We start from the raw sequence: 18,325 nt of genomic DNA on the forward strand, positions 1-18,325 counted from the left end.
GCGCCTGGGTCGGGTTGCGGCTCGTGGTCGCTCGAGCCTTTTGGCTCGCTGTGCCTCGCTGCTGACGCCTTCGGCGTGAACGCTCACGGTCGCTTCGCTCCCTGGCATTCTGAGACGCGACGGCGCAGAGCGCCGTCGGTCTCAGAAGAACGCGTTGCCGCGGTCCACCAGCAGCTTGTAGAGCGTCTGCTGGATCGTCTCCCGCACCTGGTCCGTGACGTTGAACAGCAGCATCGGGTCGTCCGCCGCCTCGGGCTCGTACGCGTCGGTGCGGATCGGCTCGCCGAACTCGATGATCCACTTGCTCGGCAGCGGGATCAGCCCGAGCGGACCCAGCAACGGGAAGAACGGCGTGATCGGCAGGTACGGCAGCCCGAGCAGGCGGGCGAGGGACGGGACGTTGCCCACCAACGGGTAGATCTCCTCGGCACCCACGATCGAGACCGGGACGATCGGCACGCCCGCGCGCATCGCGGACGAGACGAATCCGCCGCGACCGAAGCGCTGCAGCTTGTAGCGCTCGGCGAACGGCTTGCCGATGCCCTTGAAGCCCTCGGGCCAGACACCGGCGAGGTGCCCGCCCGTGAGCAGACGCTCTGCGTCCTCCTGGCAGGCCAGGGTCGCGCCGACCTTGCGGGCCACCTGGCCCACCCCCGGCAGCGCGAACACGAGGTCCGCGCCGAGCGGACGCAGGTCGCGCTGGGCGTACTTCTTGACCGCGTAGCCCGTGATCAGGCCGTCGAGGGGAACGGTGCCCGAGTGGTTCGCGACCAGCAGCGCACCACCCTCCTCGGGGATGTTCTCGACACCGCGCACCTCGAGGCGGAACCACTTCTCGGCCAGGGGCTCGATCGCGGCGGCCAGGACCTCGGCGATCTGCGGGTCGAAGCCGAACTCGTCGACCTCGTAGTCACCGCTCAGGCGCTTGCGGATCGTCGCGAGCAGGGTCGCGACGCGCACCTCCCAGTCGCTGCCGAGGACGCGCTGGGCGGCCTCGATGACCGCCACGAAGATCTCGTCGAGCGGGATGCCCGCCGGCTGGGGTGCCGCGCCGGCGGTGCGGGTGCGGCGGGCGGCCTCCTCGGCTGCTGCGGCCGCGGCTGCGGCGGCGTCCTCGTCGGTGACCGCACGCAGGTGCGGCTTGCCGCTCGGGGGTGCTGTCGGCGTCACGGGCGACTCGGGAGCGGTCGCCGTCGGGGCGGTGGGGTCCTTCGGGGCTGCAGATGCCTTCGGGGGCGTCGGTGTGCCCTTCGCGGCAGCCGGCGCCTTCTTCTTCGCGGCGGGCTTGCGCGGCGCGGCGGCGCCACCGGCCAGCGAGCGCGCGGCCGCCGACGGGGACGTCTCGCGGTTGCCGCGGCCCGGCGTGCCACCGGATCCGATCGTCTTGCGCTCGTCCTTCATGACCGCCCTCCCACCGTGGCCAGGAATCCCGGTCGCACCGAGGACCGGAAGTCGTCGAAGGTCTCCTCGGACGTGCGGGCGAGCTCGTAGCCGAAGATGTCGCGCAGGGCCGCGGTGTCGACGACCCGGCCGAACGTCAGGAGCCGGTGCAGGTCGGGCGGGATGTCGGACCCCATCGCCCGGATGACCCGGCGAGCGGCCATCGCGAAGCCGATCGGGGGCAGCGGGACGAGCGGCTTGCCCATGCGGCGCGCGGCCTGACTGAGCAGGACGACGCCCTCCCCGGCGGCGTTGAACGTGCCGGGGCGGTCGTGGACCACCGCCTGCGTGAGGATCTCCAGCGCGTCCTGCAGGCTCAGGAACTGCAGACGGGGATCGAACCCGAGCACCGACGGCAGCACCGGATTCGAGAAGTAGTTGCGCAGCGGCGTGTTGACGTCGGGGTGCAGCACCTGGGCGGCACGGATCGTCGTGATGATGACCTCGGGCCGTCGACGCGAGAACCCGCGGACGTACGACTCCACCTCGACGATGTCCTTGGGGAAGCCGGTCCGCACGCCGTTGCGGGCGAGCAGCGACTCGGTGAACATCGCCGGGTCGCGGGGCGAGGACCCGTAGACCGCGGTCGAGGAGCCGAGCACGAGCTTGTTCACCCGGGTCGAGCGCTGGCAGGCAGCCAGCAGCTGCATCGTGCCGATGACGTTGAGCTCCTTGGCGCCGCCGCCGCGGCCGCGCTGGGGCGGGTTGACGTCCAGGTGCACCACGGTGTCGACGTCGTCGACCGCGATGACCTTGCCCACGACGGGGGTGCGGATGTCGGCGCGGACGAACTTCACGCCGCCGAGATCGGCGTCGGGCAGGATCGTGTCGATCCCGACGACGCGTTCGATGCCGGCGTCCTCGCCGAGGTCAGCGAGCCGTCGCGCGAATTTCGACGCGAACGAGCCCGCCACACCCGTGACAAGGACGACCCGGCTCATCTGGCTTTACTTGCCCAGACGACGACGCTGCACTCGTGTGCGCTTGAGCATCTTGCGGTGCTTCTTCTTCGACATCCGCTTACGACGCTTCTTGATGACTGAACCCACGGGTCACTTCACTTCTCGTCTGGCCACGCGTACGTGGCTGGTGTGCACTTGAGACTGGTCGCCATCGCGGGACCCACGGCGAAACACCCGCCCTGCGCCCCCGGTGATGGCTGCACCTCAGCGTACACGTCTGCTGCGTCCGGCATCTCTGGCGACCGGGGACATGGACGGGGCGAGCACCGGTGGGACGTGCCGGATCAGCCGGCCTGGAAGTAGGACTTGCCCAGGAACTGCTGGACGGCGTGCTCGGGCACGCGGAAGGAGCGTCCCACGCGGACGGCCTCGAGCTCGCCGGAGTGGACGAGACGGTAGACCGTCATCTTCGAGACGCGCATCTGACTTGCCACTTCGGCGACGGTCAAGAACGTCGGTCCGGGTGCCATGTCACCACCTGCTTCCTGAGGGGCACGCGCGCTCTCTGGCTTCCCCACCAGAGAAACAGCGCGCGTGCCTTGGTTGAGCGTAGTGCCTCGTGAGGCCGCAGCGACAGTAGTTGTCGAAAATCCCCACAGGTGGGACGAATTCGCCGATTTCGCGGTCAGGGCAGGTAGTCGAGGCCGTTCAGGGGGAACGACGCCTCGCGGGTCGCGTGGATCGATCGGTCGAGCCAGCTGGCGGGGTCGTACCCCTCCTCCCAGGCGCGGTACGCGACGGTGCGGCCGTCCGTCATGCGCTGCGGTCCGGGCATGCCGCGCAGGTGCTCGATGCGCTCGCGCCACTTCTCCGGCGTCAGCGCTCCGGGGTCGAGCGGGTGGCCGGCGACGATCGCGAGCAGGTGGGCCCAGGCACGCGGCACGACGTCCATCACGGCGTACCCGCCGCCACCGGTGGCGACCCACTTGCCGTCGCAGACCTCCTCGGCCAAGTCCTTCACCGCGAGGTAGGACGCGCGCTGCCCGTCGACGCTCAGCATGAGGTTGGTCAGCGGATCGTCCATGTGGGAGTCGCAGCCGTGCTGCGTCACGAGGATGTCCGGCGCGAACTCGCGGATCAGCGGCGGCACGACCGCGTGGAACGCCCGCAGCCAGCCGGCGTCCGAGGTGCCGGGCGGCAGCGGGACGTTCACCGCTGATCCCTCGGCGCCCTCTCCCCCGGTCTCGCTGGAGAACCCCGTGCCGGGGAACAGCGACTGCGGCCCCTCGTGGATCGAGATCGTCAGGACGCGCGGGTCGTTCCAGAACATCTTCTGGACGCCGTCGCCGTGGTGCGCGTCGACGTCGATGTAGGCGACCTTCTCGGCGCCGTTGTCGAGGAGCCAGCGGATCGCGAGCGCGACGTCGTTGTAGATGCAGAAGCCGCTCGCGTTGCCGGGCATCGCGTGGTGCAGGCCCCCGCTGATGTTGACCGCGCGGGGTGCCGCTCCGGTCCAGACGCGGCGGGCGGCCTGGACGCTCGCACCGGCGATCAGCGCGCTGGCCTCGTGCATGTGCGCGAAGACCGGGTTGTCGTCCGATCCCAGTCCGATCGTGAGATCGCTGTAGACGGGGTGGTCGCTCAGCTTCTTCACGCGCTCGATGTACGACGGCGTGTGGACCAGCGCGAGCTCGTCCTCGGTCGCGGGACGGGCGTCGACCACGTCGAGGCCTTCGACGATGCCGAGCTCGCGGGCCAGGTCCATGGTCAGCTCGATGCGGACCGGCGCCATCGGGTGCGACTGGCCGAAGTTGTACTCGGTCAGGTGCTCGTCGAAGACGACGCAGGCACGATCCGCTGCCAGCTCTGTGCGCTCACTCACACCGTGAGCCTATGCCGGACCGGAGAGCTCGGCCGAGCGGGCCGCCGCAGCAGCCACTCCGGCCACCAAGCCGTCCTTCACACCGGCCTCATCGAACGTGGTGATCGCGGCGTGGGTCGTGCCGTTCGGCGAGGTCACCCGGCGGCGCAGCTCCTGCGCGCTCTCGTCGGACTCCGCGAGCAGCTTCGCGGCGCCGACCAGGGTCTGGGCGGCGAGGGTGCGGGCGGTGTCCTCGTCGAGGCCCTCCGCGACGCCGCCGGCGATCATCGCCTCGGCGAGGTAGAAGACGTACGCCGGACCGGAGCCGGACACGGCGGTCACCGCGTCCTGGCGGCTCTCGTCGACGACGACGACCCGGCCTCCGGACTCCAGCAGCCCCACGACGGCGGCGAGCTGCTCGTCGGAGACCCCGGGTCCCGCCGAGACGCCGAACATGCCCTCGCCGACGAGGGCCGGGGTGTTGGGCATCGCCCGCACGACCGCGACCCCGTCCGGCAGGGCGGCGGCGACCGTCGCGATGCGGATGCCGGCCGCCAGCGAGACGACCGTGGCGCCGGGCCGCACCGAGTCGGCGATCTCGGCGAGCACCGGTTCCACGTCCTGGGGCTTGACCACGACGAGGATGACGTCGGCTGCCGCGGACGCCTCCGCGTTGCCGGTCACCTCGACGCCGTGCTTCTCGCGCAGCTCAGCCGCGCGCTCGTCGCGCTTCTCGCTGATGACGACGTCGCCGGTCGGGTGGCCGGAGGAGAGGATCGCCGACAGGAGGGTCTCGCCCATCACGCCGGCGCCGAGGATCGCGATCCGCTGAGTCATGGCCCTCACACTAGTGTCGGGTCGTGCGCCAACGTCTCGACCCGTTCATCGTGGCGCTGATCACCACCGCGCTGATCGCCTCGTTCCTCCCGGTCACCGGCCAGCCCCTCGAGGTCCTCAAGTGGGTCTCGGTCGGGGCGATCGGGCTGTTGTTCTTCCTGTACGGCGCGCGGCTGTCCACGGCCGAGACGCTGGCCGGCCTGGGGAACTGGCGCCTGCACACCGTGGTCCTGTCGGCGACGTTCATCGTGTTCCCGCTCCTGGGGCTCGCGACGCAGCTGCTCGACGGCAACCTGCTGAAGCCCTCGCTGGTCAGCGGTGTGCTGCTGCTCTGCCTCGTCCCGTCGACCGTGCAGTCGTGCGTCGTCTACACCGGGATCGCGGGCGGCAACGTCGCCGGAGCGGTCGTGAGCGCCTCGTTGTCGAACATCCTGGGCGTGTTCCTGACCCCCGCGCTGGTGGCGCTGCTGATGACGTCCGACGCCTCGGTCGACACCGGGTCGATCGTCCGCATCGTGCTGCAGATCCTCGCCCCGTTCGTGCTGGGCCAGCTGATGCGTCCGGTCGTGGGCGGTTTCGTCCGGCGGCACGACACCCGGCTGCAGCTCTACGACCGGTCGAGCATCGTGCTGGTCGTGTTCGTGGCGTTCAGCGAGGGAGCCGAGGCGCACATCTGGTCCTCGCTGAGCGTGTGGTCCGTCCTGGCGGTGGCACTCGTGTGCGCATGCCTGCTCGCGGTGGGCATGGGGTGGGCGGTGGCGATCGGTCGCTGGTCCGGCCTGGCGCGGGGGGACCGGGTGGCGGTGCTGTTCTGCGCCTCCAACAAGTCGCTCGCGAGTGGCCTGCCCATCGCGACGGTGCTGTTCGCCGGCGGCAACGTGGCCCTGATCGTCCTGCCCCTGATGCTCTACCACCAGATGCAGATCATCACCGGGGCCGTCCTCGCCAAGCGGCTCGCGCCTCCCGCGGTGGCGGTGCGCTAGTCGCCCGTCCGTCCGAGAGGCGTCAGCCGTGGTCGCCGGTCACCGCCAAGCCGACGCCGAGCCCGATCATCGACGTGCCGCCGACGACGCCCAGCGCGGCACCGCGACGGGGAGAGGCGCTGAACCACGACCGCAGCTGGCTCGCGACGACCGCCCAGGCCAGCACCGGCGGCGCCTGCTCGTCGGCCTCCCGCACGACGAACGCCGAGCGGTGCCGGACCGCCTGGACGCCCAGCCAGACGAGGTACGCCGCACCGGCGAGCTTCAAGGCCGTGAACACGATGATCGACTCCTGCACGACCGCGCCCAGGCCCAGCGCGACCAGCACGACGACGACCAGGAGGCCGAGGGTGTTGCCCGCGACGGTCGCGAGCGCGACCCCACGGCCGTACGCGAGCGCGCGGCCGATCACGAAGACGACGCTCGGCCCCGGGATCGCGATCAGGACGAGCGCCGCGAGCCCGAACGCCAGGAGCTGGTCGAGGGTGATCACCCCCACATCGTAGGACCGGCCCGGGGCCCCGGGGGCTCAGACGGAGGCATGCAGGCGGGTGAACGCCAGTGCCTCGAGGAGGTCGGCCTCGCGCTCGGACTGGTCCTTGGCCTTGCGGGTGTTGATCTCCACCACGACCTCGCCCTCGAACCCGTCCTCGACGACCGTGGAGAGGAACTCCCCGCACGGCTGGGTGCCACGCCCGGGGATCATGTGCTCGTCCTTGGCCGACCCGGAGCCGTCGGCGATGTGCACGTGCGCGAGCCGGTGACCCAGCGCCGCGGCCATCTCCAGGGGGTCGCCGCCGGCGGTCGAGCTGTGCGACAGGTCCAACGTCACGTGGGCGTAGTCCTGCTCGATCGGGTCCCACCCGGGCGCGTACGCCTGGAACTCGCGCTTGCCGGTGCGCCAGGGGTACATGTTCTCCACCGCGTACACGATGCCGTGCTCGGCCTCGAGGTCCGCGATCCCCTCGACGAACCCGCGGGCGTAGTCGCGCTGCCACCGGAACGGCGGGTGCACCACGACGACCGAGGCCCCCACCTCGTGCGCCATCTCGGCGCTGCGGTGCAGCTTGCCCCACGGGTCACTGCCCCAGACCCGCTGCGTGACGAGCAGGCAGGGCGCGTGGACCGACACCACCGGCATCTCGTGGAACGAGCTCAGTGCCTTGATCGCCGTGATGTCGGCGCTCACGTCGTCGATGCCGACCATCACCTCGACCCCGTCGTAGCCCAGCCGGGCCGCCGCCTCGAAGCCGCTAGCGGTCGAGCCCGGGTAGACCGATGAGGTCGACAGGGACACACGGATGGGGTCGGGCACGACTCCCACTGTAGGTCGGGGCCCTCAGAGACCGTCGAGATGCTCGAGCAGGACGCCCTCGCGCAACGCCCACGGACAGATGGCCAGCTCGGAGAGGCCGAACAGGTCCATCGCCGCCTCGGCCACGATGGCGCCCGCGTGCATCTGGTGGGCCCGGTCCGGCGAGACGCCGGGCAGGGCGGCGATCGCCTCGGGACGCATGGTCCGCAGCGACTCGACGAGCGCCGACAGGTCGTTGCGGTGCAGGAGGCGACGGACGTACGGCCCCTCGGCCGACGGCGCCGCACCGCAGATGCGAGCCAGTGACCGGAACGTCTTGCTCGTGGCCACGGCGCGGTCGAACGGGCCGCCACGCAGCACGGCCCCCGCGCCGTCGGCGATCACCGCACGGACGTGGAGCCGCAGGTCGGCGGCCGAGCGACCCGCCTCGAGCCACTCCCGGGTCAGCCGTCCCGCACCGAGGGCCATCGAGCGGGCCACGTCGGGAGACTCGTCGGAGCCCGAGGCGATCTCCAGCGAGCCCCCACCGATGTCGAACACACCGAGACGGCCCGAGGACCAGCCGAACCACCGGCGGACGGCCAGGAACGTCAGCCGCGCCTCGTCCTCACCGGACAGCACCTGCAGGTCCAGGCCGCTGGCCTCGTTGACCGTCGCGATGACCTCATCGGCGTTGACCGCGTCGCGCACCGCGGAGGTCGCGAACGCCAGGATCGTGGTGCAGCCCTTGTCGGCCGCCACCGCACGCGCCTCGACGACGTACTTCACGAGGCGGGACAGGCCCTCCTCGGTGACGGCCTGGTCGGCGTCGAGCTGCTCCGCGAGACGCAGCGGCTCCTTGTAGGAGTGGGCCGGCACCGGGGGGCCACCACGGAAGGCGTCGACGACCAGCAGGTGGCCCGTGTTCGAGCCGATGTCGAGGACGCCCATTCGCATGTGCCCATTGTCGCACCGATCCGCACACCGGTCGGGCGAGGCCATCGCGGATAGGATTGTCGCAAATGCCAGAGGTCGAGCTCGGATTCCCGCGGACGTACGTGGAGTTCGTCAACCCCGACGACTCCACCGAGGTCTTCCGCTGCGACCTGACCTGGCTGACCTCACGCTGGACGTGCATCTTCGGCCAGGGCTGCCCCGGCATCTACGACACCAGCCCGGACGCCGGCTGCTGCACCCTCGGCGCCCACTTCGCCGACGACGAGGACGCCGAGCGGACCCGCGCAATCATGGTGCAGCTCACGCCCGAGCAGTGGGAGCACCACGACGAGGGGCACCGCGGCGGCTGGACCGAGCGCGACGACGAGGGCGACCTGAAGACCCGGGCCTTCCGTGGCGCGTGCATCTTCCACAACTCGCGCAGCTTCCCCGGCGGGTACGGCTGCGCGCTCCACGGCTACGCGCTGGCCAACGACCTCAAGCCGCACACCACCAAGCCGGACGTGTGCTGGCAGCTCCCCCTGCGACGGCAGTTCCGGGACGTCGACCGCGGCGACGGCACGACGTACACCGAGACCGAGATCGGCGAGTACACCCGCGCGGGCTGGGGTCCCGGCGGGGCCGACCTGGACTGGTACTGCTCCTCCAACACCGAGGCCCACGTCGGCAGCGAACCGGTCTACGAGTCCAACCGGGACGAGCTGACCGCCCTCATGGGAGAGGCCGCGTACGCCGAGCTGGCCCGGCATTGCAGAGACCACGAGGCCCGCGGCGCCAATACACCACATCTCGCCGACCCCCTGCGCTGACCCCCCTGCACGGCCGCGATGCGCGGCTGGGTCAGAATGCAGCATGCATCTGGATCACGTTTCTTTCGCCGTCGGCGCCAAGGGCCTCGGAGGCACCACCGCAGAGCTCGGGCAGCTGCTGGGCGCGGAGTTCCTCGACGGGGGCGCCCACCCGCGATTCGGCACCCGCAACATGATTCTGCCGCTGCAGAACCGGCAGTATCTCGAGGTCGTCGAGGTGCTCGACCACCCCGCCGCCGACAAGGCCGCGTTCGGCCAGGCCGTCCGCGCCCGTCGCGACGCCGGCGGAGGCTGGCTCGGCTGGTGCGTCTCGGTCGACGACATGACCGAGGTGGAGCACCGCATGGGCCGTCACGCCGTGCCCGGCAACCGCCGCCGTCCGGACGGCTACAACCTCGAGTGGCGCCAGATCGGCACCAGCGGCATGAAGGCCGACCCCCAGCTGCCGTTCGTCATCCAGTGGGAGAAGGATCCCGCCGAGCACCCGTCGCAGATGGCCAGCACGGGGATCACGCTCACCGCCCTCGACATCGCGGGCGACCCGCAGCGCCTCGCGGACTACCTGGGCGAGCCGGCGATCGAGGCCCTGGAGGACATCGAGGTCCGCTGGGTCGCACCGCACGGCACGCCGGGCATCCTGGCAGCCGAGTTCTCGACGCCTTCCGGCGACGTCCGCATCTAGGCCGAGGGGCCGGTCAGCGGGCGTCGACCCGGCTGCTGGTCCGGCCCTGGTGCGCCAGCTCGAGCTGCGGCGCGACCTCGGTGAGGCGCCCCCGGCGCCACAGGGCGTGCACCCAGAAGGCGGCGATCAGCGAGCCCAGGGCGCCCAGCGACATGTCGCTCAGCGTGTCGGCGTACGCGCCGAGGCGCTCGGGCGACCAGCGCAGGAAGGCAAAGTACTCGGCGATCTCCCACAGCAGTGCGGCGCTGACGCCGAACGCGAGGGCACGCTCGACGACGGCGCCGAGCGTGCTCGAGCGGTGCATCGTCAACAAGATGAACGCCGCGGCGAGGAGCCCGGTGTTCACGAAGTGCATCATGTTGTCGAAGGACTCGACCGAGTCGTACAGGTTGAGGTAGTTGCCGAACATGTCGCTGAAGCACACGAACGTCACGAGGAAGTCGACCGTCCACGGGAACGAAGCCCGCTGCCGCCACCACGTGAACCAGACGAACGGCACGGCGAACGCCGCGAGGGGATAGCCGATCGCCCGCGGCGCGAGGCCCTTGCCGTCGAGGTTGCCGAAGCCGGGCACCAGGAGCGCGAGCGTCACCAGCAGGATCAGCCCCGTCTTGGCGGCGATGTCGGCGGACCTGAAGACGGGCGGCGCGGGATACCGGGTGGCCACGGCGACGGACGTCATTGGACCAGTTTACGGGGGCCCCTGGGCCCAGGACCACGGGACACGTGTTCGGGGCCCCTCGAGCACTGGCACACCGCCTGCTCGCAGGCCTACTGTCGGCGGATGGAGACCACGACGTCTGCCGACGGGACGACCCTGGCGTTCGACCGCCTCGGCGCCGGCCCACCGGTCGTGCTGCTGCCCGGAGCGACCTGCACGCGAGGCGTCACCGCGCCCCTGGCGGCTGCGCTGGCTGAGCACCTGACCGTCCTCAACCTGGACCGCCGCGGCCGAGGCCAGAGCGACGACATGGGCGACCCGCCGCCGTACGACCCCCGGCGCGAGGTCGAGGACGTCGCGGCGCTGGTCCGGGCCGCCGGCGGCAGCGCCGCCGTCTACGGGCACTCGTCCGGCGCAGGCGTCGCGCTGCGGGCAGCGGCCGCCGACGTCGGGGTCACCCGCCTCGTGCTGCACGACGCCCCGTACAGCTCGCCTGGCGGTGAGCAACGGGCCCGCGACTGGGACGCCGAGCTGCACGCGCTGCTGCTGGCACAGCGTGACGGGGACGCGGTCGCCGCCTTCCTGCGGATGGTCGGCACGCCGGCGGAGCTCGTCGACGGCATGCGGGGCAGCCCTCACTGGCCCGCCCTGGAGGCCGTCGCACCGTCGCTCGCGTATGACTCCGCGGCGATGGGCGACCACGACGGCGGTCTCGTGCCCGAGGAGCTGCTGCCCGCTGTGACGGTCCCGACCCTCGTCCTGGTCGGCGGCGCCGACCACGGGTTCATGGTCGACGTGGCCCGCCAGCTCGCCGACGGGCTGCCGGACGCGCGGCTCGAGCAGCTGGTCGGCGCGGGTCACGACGCGGGCCCGGACGTGGTCGTGCCGGCCCTCCTGCCCTTCCTCCTCGGCTGAGCCTCCTCGGCTGAGCCTCCTCGACTGCTGTCGTCGGCCGGTCGTCCTGTCGGTCCCCTCGCCTAGGGTGGCTGTCATGGCCAGCACCAAGACAGTCCGACCTGCCTACGTCTGCGCCGAGTGCGGCTGGACGACGAGCAAGTGGGTCGGTCGGTGCGGGGAGTGCCAGGCCTGGGGCACCGTCGACGTGGCCGCCCCCGTCCGCGCCGGTCGCACCCAGGCCGCGCCCGTCGCGACGCCCGCGGTGCCGATCAGCCAGGTCGCGATCGAGTCGGCGCGGTCCGTCGGATCGGGCATCGGCGAGCTCGACCGGGTGCTCGGCGGCGGCGTGGTGCCCGGCGGGGTCCTGCTGCTCGCCGGCGAGCCCGGAGTCGGCAAGTCGACATTGCTCCTCGAGGTCGCCGCCCGGTGGGCGCGAGCCGGTCGGCGCACGCTGTACGTCTCCGGCGAGGAGTCGGCGGCGCAGGTCCGGCTGCGCGCCGAGCGCACGGGTGCGGTCGACGACAACCTCTACCTCGCGGCGGAGACCGATCTCGGTGGCGTGCTGACGCACATCGACACCGTCGACCCCAGCCTGCTGATCGTCGACTCGGTGCAGACCATAGGCTCGGCCGACGTCGAGGGCGTCCCCGGTGGCGTCACCCAGGTCCGCGAGGTGGCGTCCGCGGTCATCCAGCGCGCCAAGCGTGACGGCATCGCGACGCTGCTGGTCGGTCACGTCACCAAGGACGGCTCGGTGGCCGGCCCGCGGGTGCTCGAGCACCTGGTCGACGTGGTGCTGCAGTTCGAGGGCGACCGCAGCTCGCGGCTGCGTCTGCTCCGCGCGGTGAAGAACCGCTTCGGGCCGGTCGACGAGATCGGCTGCTTCGACCTCGTGGACGACGGCATCGTCGAGGTGCCCGACCCCACCGGGCTGTTCGTCTCCCGCCACGCCCAGCCCGTCGCCGGCACGTGCGTCACCGTGACGATGGAGGGCCGGCGCCCGCTGCTCGCCGAGGTGCAGGCCCTGAGCGTCACGTCGTCGACCCCCTCCCCGCGGCGCACGTCCAGCGGCCTCGACTCGTCCCGGGTGGCGATGATCCTCGCGGTGCTCACCAAGCACTGCGGCGTCCACCTGGGCCAGCACGACGTCTACACCGCCTCGGTCGGGGGTGCGCGACTCGTCGAGCCGTCCGTCGACCTCGCGGTGGCCATCGCGACCTTCTCCGCCGTGCTCGAGCTGGTGGCACCGCCCGATCTGGTCGCCATCGGCGAGGTCGGGCTGGCCGGCGAGGTGCGCAAGGTGAGCAACCTCGCGGCTCGGCTGCGCGAGGCCGAGCGCATCGGTTTCAAGCGCGCAGTCGTCCCTGCGGGGTCCGAAGGGCTCGACACGATCACGTCCACGATGTCGATCCGCCCGGTTCACACGATCCGAGAGGCGATGGCCTGTCTCGATGGGGCCGCGAAGCTCTAGCGACCCGTAGACTGTCACTCACGGATCAGTGAAAGGGGGCGGGTGATGGCAACGGCTGCAGAACGGCTGGCGGCGTCTCAGGACGCATCAGCACGGATGCGCGCGACCCTGTCCTCGGTGGCCCCCGGGACGGCGTTGCGCGAAGGCCTCGAGCGCATCCTCCGCGGCCGCACCGGCGCCCTCATCGTCGTCGGCCACGACAAGAGCGTCGAGGCGATCTCGACCGGCGGCTTCGCGCTCGACGTCCCGTTCACGGCGACCGGACTGCGCGAGCTGGCGAAGATGGACGGCGCGATCATCCTCGACAAGGACGCGAGCCGCATCGTGATGGCCGGCGTCCACCTCATGCCCGATCCGTCGATCCCCACCGAGGAGACCGGCACCCGCCACCGCACCGCCGACCGGGTCGCCCGGCAGACCGGCGTCCCGGTCATCTCGGTCTCCGCATCGATGCACATCATCGCGCTCTACCTCGAGAACCTGCGCCACGTCCTGGAGGACACCGGCGCCGTCCTCGGCCGCGCCAACCAGGCCCTGCAGACGCTGGAGCGCTACCGCAACCGTCTCGACGAGGTCTCCGACGCGCTGTCCGCGCTCGAGATCGAGGACCTCGTCACCGTGCGCGACGTCTCCGCGGTCGCCCAGCGGCTCGAGATGGTCAGCCGCATCGCCGGGGAGATCGACACCTACGTCCTCGAGCTCGGCACGGACGGGCGCCTGCTCGCCCTGCAGCTCGAGGAGCTCATCGCGGGCGTCGACGCCGAGCGGGAGCTCATCATCCGCGACTACATGCCCACGGGCCGTCGTGGCCGGCCGCTCGAGGCGGTCCTGGCCGAGCTCGCGGCGATCGAGTCGACCCACCTGGTCGATCTCGGCGCCGTCGCCCGTGCGCTGCGCATCGGCACCGAGGAGACGCTCGACGGCCCCCTCGCCCCCCGCGGCTACCGCCTGCTGGCGCGCATCCCCCGGCTGCCGATCTCGGTCGTCGAGGGACTCATCGAGCACTTCGGCTCGCTGCAGAAGCTGTTGGCCGCGAGCATCGAGGACCTGCAGAACGTCGACGGCGTCGGCGACCTGCGCGCCCGCGGCGTCCGCGAGGGCCTGTCCCGGCTCGCGGAGTCCAGCATCCTCGAGCGGTACGTCTGACCGTCGCGGAGCCGCGACGGTCTAGTCGTCAGCCGGCTTCGTCGTGCCCTTGGGCGGCTTCGGGGTCGCCTTCGAGGGTGAGGGCGTCGTCTTCGTCGCCTTGGTCTTCTTCGGCGTCGGCGTGGTTCTCGCCGGTCGCGGCCTGGCCTCGAGCGTGAACGTGGCCTTGCCCGGCTCCCCGCCGAGGGTGCCGATCTGGACGGAGTACTTGCCCGGCGACGCGTAGTCCTGCTTGGACGTGCAGGTCGAGCCCGAGCCGCGCCCGGTCCACGTCACCGACGTCATGGTCGACCAGCCCGGGGTGAGCGCGACCGGGTCGGTCAGCGGGGAGACCTTGCAGACCGTCGAGTCCCACACCGCCGTGCCGTTCGCGCTGATGACCGCGATCGCGTCCGCATCCGCGGGCTTGAGGGTGCAGGCCGAGGTGGCGCTCGAGCTGACCACGAGGCCGATCTCGACCGTCGTCCTGGCGAGCTGGCCGGGGCGCACGGACGGCGTGATGCGGACCGTCTCGGGATCGCACGGCGCGCTGTCGGTGACGAGGGCGACGTCGACGAGGCCGTTGGTCTTGGTCTCCGGGGTCGGAGCGACGGTCGGGGTGGTCGCGGTGGCGGTCGGACGCGCGGCCGGCTTCTCGTCGTCTCCCCCGCCCACGAGCTGGAGCACGACCCACACCAGGGCGATGAGCACCGCCAGCACGACGAGTCGTCGACGCCAATAGATCTCGGCGGGCAACCTGCGCTGGCTCACGGTCCAACGATAGGCGGCTGGGCGCCCGTGCGAAGATCGACGCGCCATGACGACCCCGAACCCTCCATTCCCGGTCAGCGACCTCGCCCGGTTCCACGAGGAGGTCCTGGGCTGGTTCGACGACGCGGCACGTGACCTGCCGTGGCGTCGGGACGCCTCGCCGTGGGCCGTCATGGTGTCGGAGTTCATGCTGCAGCAGACGCCGGTCGCACGCGTCCTGCCCGTGTACGCCGCGTGGCTCGAGCGGTGGCCGACCCCGGCGGACCTCGCCGCGGAGGCGACCGGGGAGGCCGTGCGCGCGTGGGGACGGCTCGGCTATCCCCGCCGGGCACTGCGGCTGCACGCAGCGGCGGTGGCGATCGTGGAGCGGCACGGCGGCGAGGTGCCGCACTCCCGCGAAGAGCTGCTCGCCCTGCCCGGAGTGGGCGACTACACCGCTGCGGCAGTCGAGTCGTTCGCCTTCGGCGGACGGGCGGTCGTCCTCGACACCAACGTCCGCAGGGTCTTCGCCCGGGTCGTGTCCGGGGTCCAGTTCCCTGCGGCCGGCGTGACGGCCGCCGAGCGCGAGCTCGCCACCACGCTCGTGCCGGTCGCGGACGCGCACCGCTGGGCGGCCGCGACGATGGAGCTCGGTGCGCTCGTCTGCACCGCGCGCTCACCCCGCTGCGAGGAGTGCCCGGTCGCCGACATCTGCCGGTGGCGCGCCGCGGGCTTCCCGGCGTACGACGGACCGGCCCGTCGGGGCCAAGCCTGGGACGGCACCGACCGGCAGTGCCGGGGACGCCTCCTGGCCCTGTTGCGCGACGCTCCGGGCCCGGTGGAGAAGGCATCGCTCGACGCCGTGTGGCCCGACGCCAAGCAGCGGGAGCGGTGCCTCGACGGGCTCGTGGCCGACCGGCTCGTCGAGCCGGTCGGAGACGACTCGTTCGCGCTCCCCGGCCACCGGCCGCGCTGACCCCCGGGGCACGACGAAGCCCCCGCAGCCGGGCTGCGGGGGCTTCGTCGTGGTGGGACCGGTGTCTACTCCGCTCCGGCCTCGACGGCCGGCGGGACCTCGGGCATCTCGAGCTCGAGCTCGGCCTTGTTGCGGCCCTCGAACGTGAAGACTGCCTCCACGCCCTCGCCCTCGACGCCGACCAGGACGATCTGTCCCGGACGGAGCTCGCCGTAGAGCAGCTTCTCGGCCATGACGTCCTCGATCTCGCGCTGCACCGTGCGGCGCAGCGGACGAGCACCCAGGACCGGGTCGAAGCCACGCCTCGACAACAGCTCCTTGGCCTCCATCGTGAGCTCGATGTTCATGTCCTTCTCGGCCAGACGCTTCTCCAGCGACGCGATCATCATGTCGACCATCTGGAAGATCTCGTCCTGCGTCAGCGGCGGGAACACGATGATCTCGTCCACACGGTTGAGGAACTCAGGCCGGAAGTGCTGCTTGAGCTCGATCGACACGCGCTCCTTCATCTTCGCGTAGGAGCCCGCGGTGTCGCCGGCCTGGCTGAAGCCCAGGTTGACGCCCTTCGAGATCTCCCGCGCACCGAGGTTGGTGGTCATGATGACGACCGCGTTCTTGAAGTTGACGACGCGACCCTGACCGTCGGTCAGGTGGCCCTCCTCGAGGATCTGCAACAGCGAGTTGAAGATGTCGGGGTGGGCCTTCTCGATCTCGTCGAACAGGACCACGGAGAACGGCTTGCGGCGCACCTTCTCGGTGAGCTGGCCACCCTCCTCGTAGCCGACGTAGCCCGGAGGCGAGCCGAAGAGGCGCGAGACGGTGTGCTTCTCGCTGTACTCCGACATGTCGAGCTGGATCAGGGAGTCCTCGTCGCCGAACAGGAAGTTCGCCAGCGCCTTGGACAGCCAGGTCTTGCCGACACCCGAGGGTCCGGCGAAGATGAACGATCCACCCGGACGCTTGGGGTCCTTCAGACCCGCTCGCGTACGACGGATCGCCCGCGACAGGGCCTTGATGGCCTCGTCCTGACCGATGACCCGCTCGTGCAGCTCGGCCTCCATGTTGAGCAGGCGGCTCGACTCGGCCTCGCTGAGCTGACCGACCGGGATACCGGTGGCCTTCGCGAGGACCTCAGCGATGAGCTGCTCGTCCACGACCGCGACGGTGTCGAGGTCGCCGGACTTCCAGGCCTTCTCGCGCTCCGCCTTGGCGTTGATGAGCTTCTTCTCCTCGTCGCGCAGCGAGGCAGCGGCCTCGAAGTCCTGCGCGTCGATCGCCCCCTCCTTGCGGCGGCGGACGTCGGCGATCTTCTCGTCGAACTCCTTGAGCTCCGGCGGCGTCGCCATGCGACGGATGCGCAGGCGCGCACCCGCCTCGTCGATCAGGTCGATCGCCTTGTCCGGCAGGAACCGGTCCGAGACGTAGCGGTCGCCCATCGTCGCCGCGGCCACGAGGGCCTCGTCGGTGATGGAGACGCGGTGGTGCGCCTCGTAGCGATCGCGCAGCCCCTTGAGGATCTCGACGGTGTCACTGACCGACGGCTCCTCGACGAGGATCGGCTGGAAGCGGCGGTTGAGCGCCGCGTCCTTCTCGAAGTGCTTGCGGTACTCGTCGAGCGTCGTGGCGCCCACCGTCTGCAGCTCACCACGAGCCAGCATCGGCTTGAGGATGCTGGCCGCGTCGATCGCGCCCTCGGCGGCACCCGCACCCACCAGGGTGTGGATCTCGTCGATGAACAAGATGATGTCGCCGCGCGTCCGGATCTCCTTGAGCACCTTCTTCAGGCGCTCCTCGAAGTCACCGCGGTAGCGCGAGCCGGCCACGAGCGCGCCGAGGTCGAGCGTGTAGATCTGCTTGTCCTTCAGCGTCTCGGGGACGTCGCCGCGGACGATGTCCTGGGCGAGGCTCTCCACGACGGCGGTCTTGCCGACGCCGGGCTCGCCCACGAGCACCGGGTTGTTCTTGGTGCGGCGCGACAGCGTCTGCATGACGCGCTCTGCCTCGTCGTCGCGACCGATGACCGGGTCGAGCTTGCCCTCGCGGGCGGCCTGGGTCAGGTTGCGGCCGAACTGGTCGAGCACTGCGGACGTGCTGGGGGCGGACTCGCTGGGAGCACCCGCAGCCTCCGCCTCCTTGCCCTGGAAGCCGCTGACCAGCTGGATGACCTGCTGGCGCACGCGGTTGAGGTCGGCGCCCAGCTTGACGAGCACCTGTGCGGCGACACCCTCACCCTCGCGGATGAGACCGAGCAGGATGTGCTCGGTGCCGATGTAGTTGTGGCCGAGCTGCAGCGCCTCGCGGAGGCTGAGCTCGAGGACCTTCTTGGCGCGGGGGGTGAACGGAATGTGTCCACTGGGCGCCTGCTGGCCCTGGCCGATGATGTCCTCGACCTGTCCACGGACGGCCTCGAGCGAGATGTCGAGGCTCTCGAGGGCCTTGGCAGCGACGCCTTCGCCCTCGTGGATCAGACCCAGGAGGATGTGCTCCGTGCCGATGTAGTTGTGGCTGAGCATGCGTGCCTCTTCTTGGGCAAGCACGACCACACGACGAGCGCGGTCAGTAAATCTCTCGAACATGGCGTCCCCTCTGATGGACTATCCGTTCAGTTTAGGCCCGCACGGAAATTCGCACGAACCACGTCCATATGTGTTACCCAACCGTCACCACCCGCAAGACGTTC

At 71.0% G+C, this 18,325-nt stretch carries 19 protein-coding genes; 7 read left to right on the forward strand and 12 right to left on the reverse strand.

What is annotated here, in order from left to right; all coding sequences use genetic code 11:
- Window positions 1-141: 141 nt before the first annotated feature.
- The 6 genes from C3E78_RS15805 to proC form a co-directional block, all read right to left on the reverse strand.
- Window positions 142-1,401, reverse strand: coding sequence for a lysophospholipid acyltransferase family protein (locus C3E78_RS15805; protein ID WP_108580032.1), 1,260 nt, complete (start codon window positions 1,399-1,401; stop codon window positions 142-144).
- Entirely contained in the window at window positions 1,398-2,381 is a 984-nt protein-coding gene (locus C3E78_RS15810; protein ID WP_108580034.1) for an NAD-dependent epimerase/dehydratase family protein, read from the reverse strand. The genes C3E78_RS15805 and C3E78_RS15810 overlap by 4 nt, the downstream gene beginning before the upstream one ends.
- Before the next feature lie 6 nt (window positions 2,382-2,387).
- Complete coding sequence (locus tag C3E78_RS15815; RefSeq protein ID WP_019143756.1) at window positions 2,388-2,489, reverse strand: 30S ribosomal protein bS22; 102 nt, start codon at window positions 2,487-2,489, stop codon at window positions 2,388-2,390.
- 197 nt (window positions 2,490-2,686) lie between these two features.
- Window positions 2,687-2,872: a helix-turn-helix domain-containing protein gene (locus C3E78_RS15820; protein ID WP_108580036.1), complete on the reverse strand. Its 186-nt coding sequence runs from the start codon at window positions 2,870-2,872 to the stop codon at window positions 2,687-2,689.
- Between the two features lie 155 nt (window positions 2,873-3,027).
- Window positions 3,028-4,224, reverse strand: coding sequence for an acetoin utilization protein AcuC (locus C3E78_RS15825; RefSeq protein ID WP_235833667.1), 1,197 nt, complete (start codon window positions 4,222-4,224; stop codon window positions 3,028-3,030).
- Between the two features lie 9 nt (window positions 4,225-4,233).
- Window positions 4,234-5,040 (reverse strand): pyrroline-5-carboxylate reductase, encoded by an 807-nt coding sequence (proC, locus tag C3E78_RS15830; protein WP_108580038.1) that lies wholly within the window; start codon window positions 5,038-5,040, stop codon window positions 4,234-4,236.
- A gap of 23 nt (window positions 5,041-5,063) precedes the next feature.
- On the opposite strand from proC, the gene C3E78_RS15835 reads away from it, so the two are divergent.
- Window positions 5,064-6,023 (forward strand): bile acid:sodium symporter family protein, encoded by a 960-nt coding sequence (locus tag C3E78_RS15835; RefSeq protein ID WP_108580040.1) that lies wholly within the window; start codon window positions 5,064-5,066, stop codon window positions 6,021-6,023.
- 22 nt (window positions 6,024-6,045) lie between these two features.
- Here C3E78_RS15835 and C3E78_RS15840 read toward each other — a convergent pair whose 3' ends face one another.
- Genes C3E78_RS15840 through C3E78_RS15850 form a run of 3 tightly spaced genes read right to left on the reverse strand, consistent with a single transcriptional unit; the run spans window position 6,046 to window position 8,274 of the window.
- Entirely contained in the window at window positions 6,046-6,516 is a 471-nt protein-coding gene (locus C3E78_RS15840; protein ID WP_108580043.1) for a LysE family translocator, read from the reverse strand.
- Between the two features lie 36 nt (window positions 6,517-6,552).
- A complete protein-coding gene (locus C3E78_RS15845; RefSeq protein WP_199906843.1) occupies window positions 6,553-7,338 on the reverse strand; it encodes a sugar phosphate isomerase/epimerase family protein in 786 nt (261 codons plus the stop codon).
- Between the two features lie 24 nt (window positions 7,339-7,362).
- Window positions 7,363-8,274, reverse strand: coding sequence for a Ppx/GppA family phosphatase (locus C3E78_RS15850; RefSeq protein ID WP_108580047.1), 912 nt, complete (start codon window positions 8,272-8,274; stop codon window positions 7,363-7,365).
- A gap of 65 nt (window positions 8,275-8,339) precedes the next feature.
- Between C3E78_RS15850 and C3E78_RS15855 the strand changes: the two genes are divergently transcribed.
- Complete coding sequence (locus C3E78_RS15855; RefSeq protein ID WP_108580049.1) at window positions 8,340-9,083, forward strand: DUF3109 family protein; 744 nt, start codon at window positions 8,340-8,342, stop codon at window positions 9,081-9,083.
- 43 nt (window positions 9,084-9,126) lie between these two features.
- Window positions 9,127-9,765, forward strand: a complete 639-nt coding sequence (locus C3E78_RS15860; RefSeq protein ID WP_108580050.1) for a VOC family protein — start codon at window positions 9,127-9,129, stop codon at window positions 9,763-9,765.
- A gap of 13 nt (window positions 9,766-9,778) precedes the next feature.
- Here the strand turns inward: C3E78_RS15860 and C3E78_RS15865 are convergent, their stop codons facing one another.
- Window positions 9,779-10,447, reverse strand: a complete 669-nt coding sequence (locus tag C3E78_RS15865) for a DUF2238 domain-containing protein (protein ID WP_108580052.1) — start codon at window positions 10,445-10,447, stop codon at window positions 9,779-9,781.
- Window positions 10,448-10,549: 102 nt separating this feature from the next.
- On the opposite strand from C3E78_RS15865, the gene C3E78_RS15870 reads away from it, so the two are divergent.
- The 3 genes from C3E78_RS15870 (at window position 10,550) to disA (ending at window position 13,940) form a co-directional block, all read left to right on the forward strand.
- Window positions 10,550-11,341 carry an alpha/beta fold hydrolase gene (locus C3E78_RS15870; protein ID WP_108580054.1) on the forward strand — a complete coding sequence of 264 codons (792 nt, stop codon included), beginning with the start codon at window positions 10,550-10,552 and terminating at the stop codon, window positions 11,339-11,341.
- Window positions 11,342-11,417: 76 nt separating this feature from the next.
- Entirely contained in the window at window positions 11,418-12,794 is a 1,377-nt protein-coding gene (gene radA / locus C3E78_RS15875) for a DNA repair protein RadA (RefSeq protein ID WP_108580056.1), read from the forward strand.
- A 45-nt stretch (window positions 12,795-12,839) separates the two neighbouring features.
- Window positions 12,840-13,940 carry a DNA integrity scanning diadenylate cyclase DisA gene (gene disA, locus C3E78_RS15880; protein ID WP_108580058.1) on the forward strand — a complete coding sequence of 367 codons (1,101 nt, stop codon included), beginning with the start codon at window positions 12,840-12,842 and terminating at the stop codon, window positions 13,938-13,940.
- A gap of 21 nt (window positions 13,941-13,961) precedes the next feature.
- Here the strand turns inward: disA and C3E78_RS15885 are convergent, their stop codons facing one another.
- Window positions 13,962-14,690, reverse strand: coding sequence for a hypothetical protein (locus C3E78_RS15885; protein WP_135804835.1), 729 nt, complete (start codon window positions 14,688-14,690; stop codon window positions 13,962-13,964).
- A 46-nt stretch (window positions 14,691-14,736) separates the two neighbouring features.
- Between C3E78_RS15885 and C3E78_RS15890 the strand changes: the two genes are divergently transcribed.
- Window positions 14,737-15,645, forward strand: a complete 909-nt coding sequence (locus C3E78_RS15890; RefSeq protein WP_108580062.1) for an HhH-GPD family protein — start codon at window positions 14,737-14,739, stop codon at window positions 15,643-15,645.
- 65 nt (window positions 15,646-15,710) lie between these two features.
- On the opposite strand, the gene C3E78_RS15895 is transcribed toward C3E78_RS15890, so the two are convergent.
- The gene (locus C3E78_RS15895; RefSeq protein ID WP_108580064.1) at window positions 15,711-18,221 is read right to left on the reverse strand and encodes an ATP-dependent Clp protease ATP-binding subunit; all 2,511 of its coding nucleotides are present in this window, start codon (window positions 18,219-18,221) and stop codon (window positions 15,711-15,713) included.
- Window positions 18,222-18,325 lie beyond the last annotated feature (104 nt).

The organism is Aeromicrobium chenweiae, assembly GCF_003065605.1.
In the GTDB taxonomy this organism is placed as follows: domain Bacteria; phylum Actinomycetota; class Actinomycetes; order Propionibacteriales; family Nocardioidaceae; genus Aeromicrobium; species Aeromicrobium chenweiae.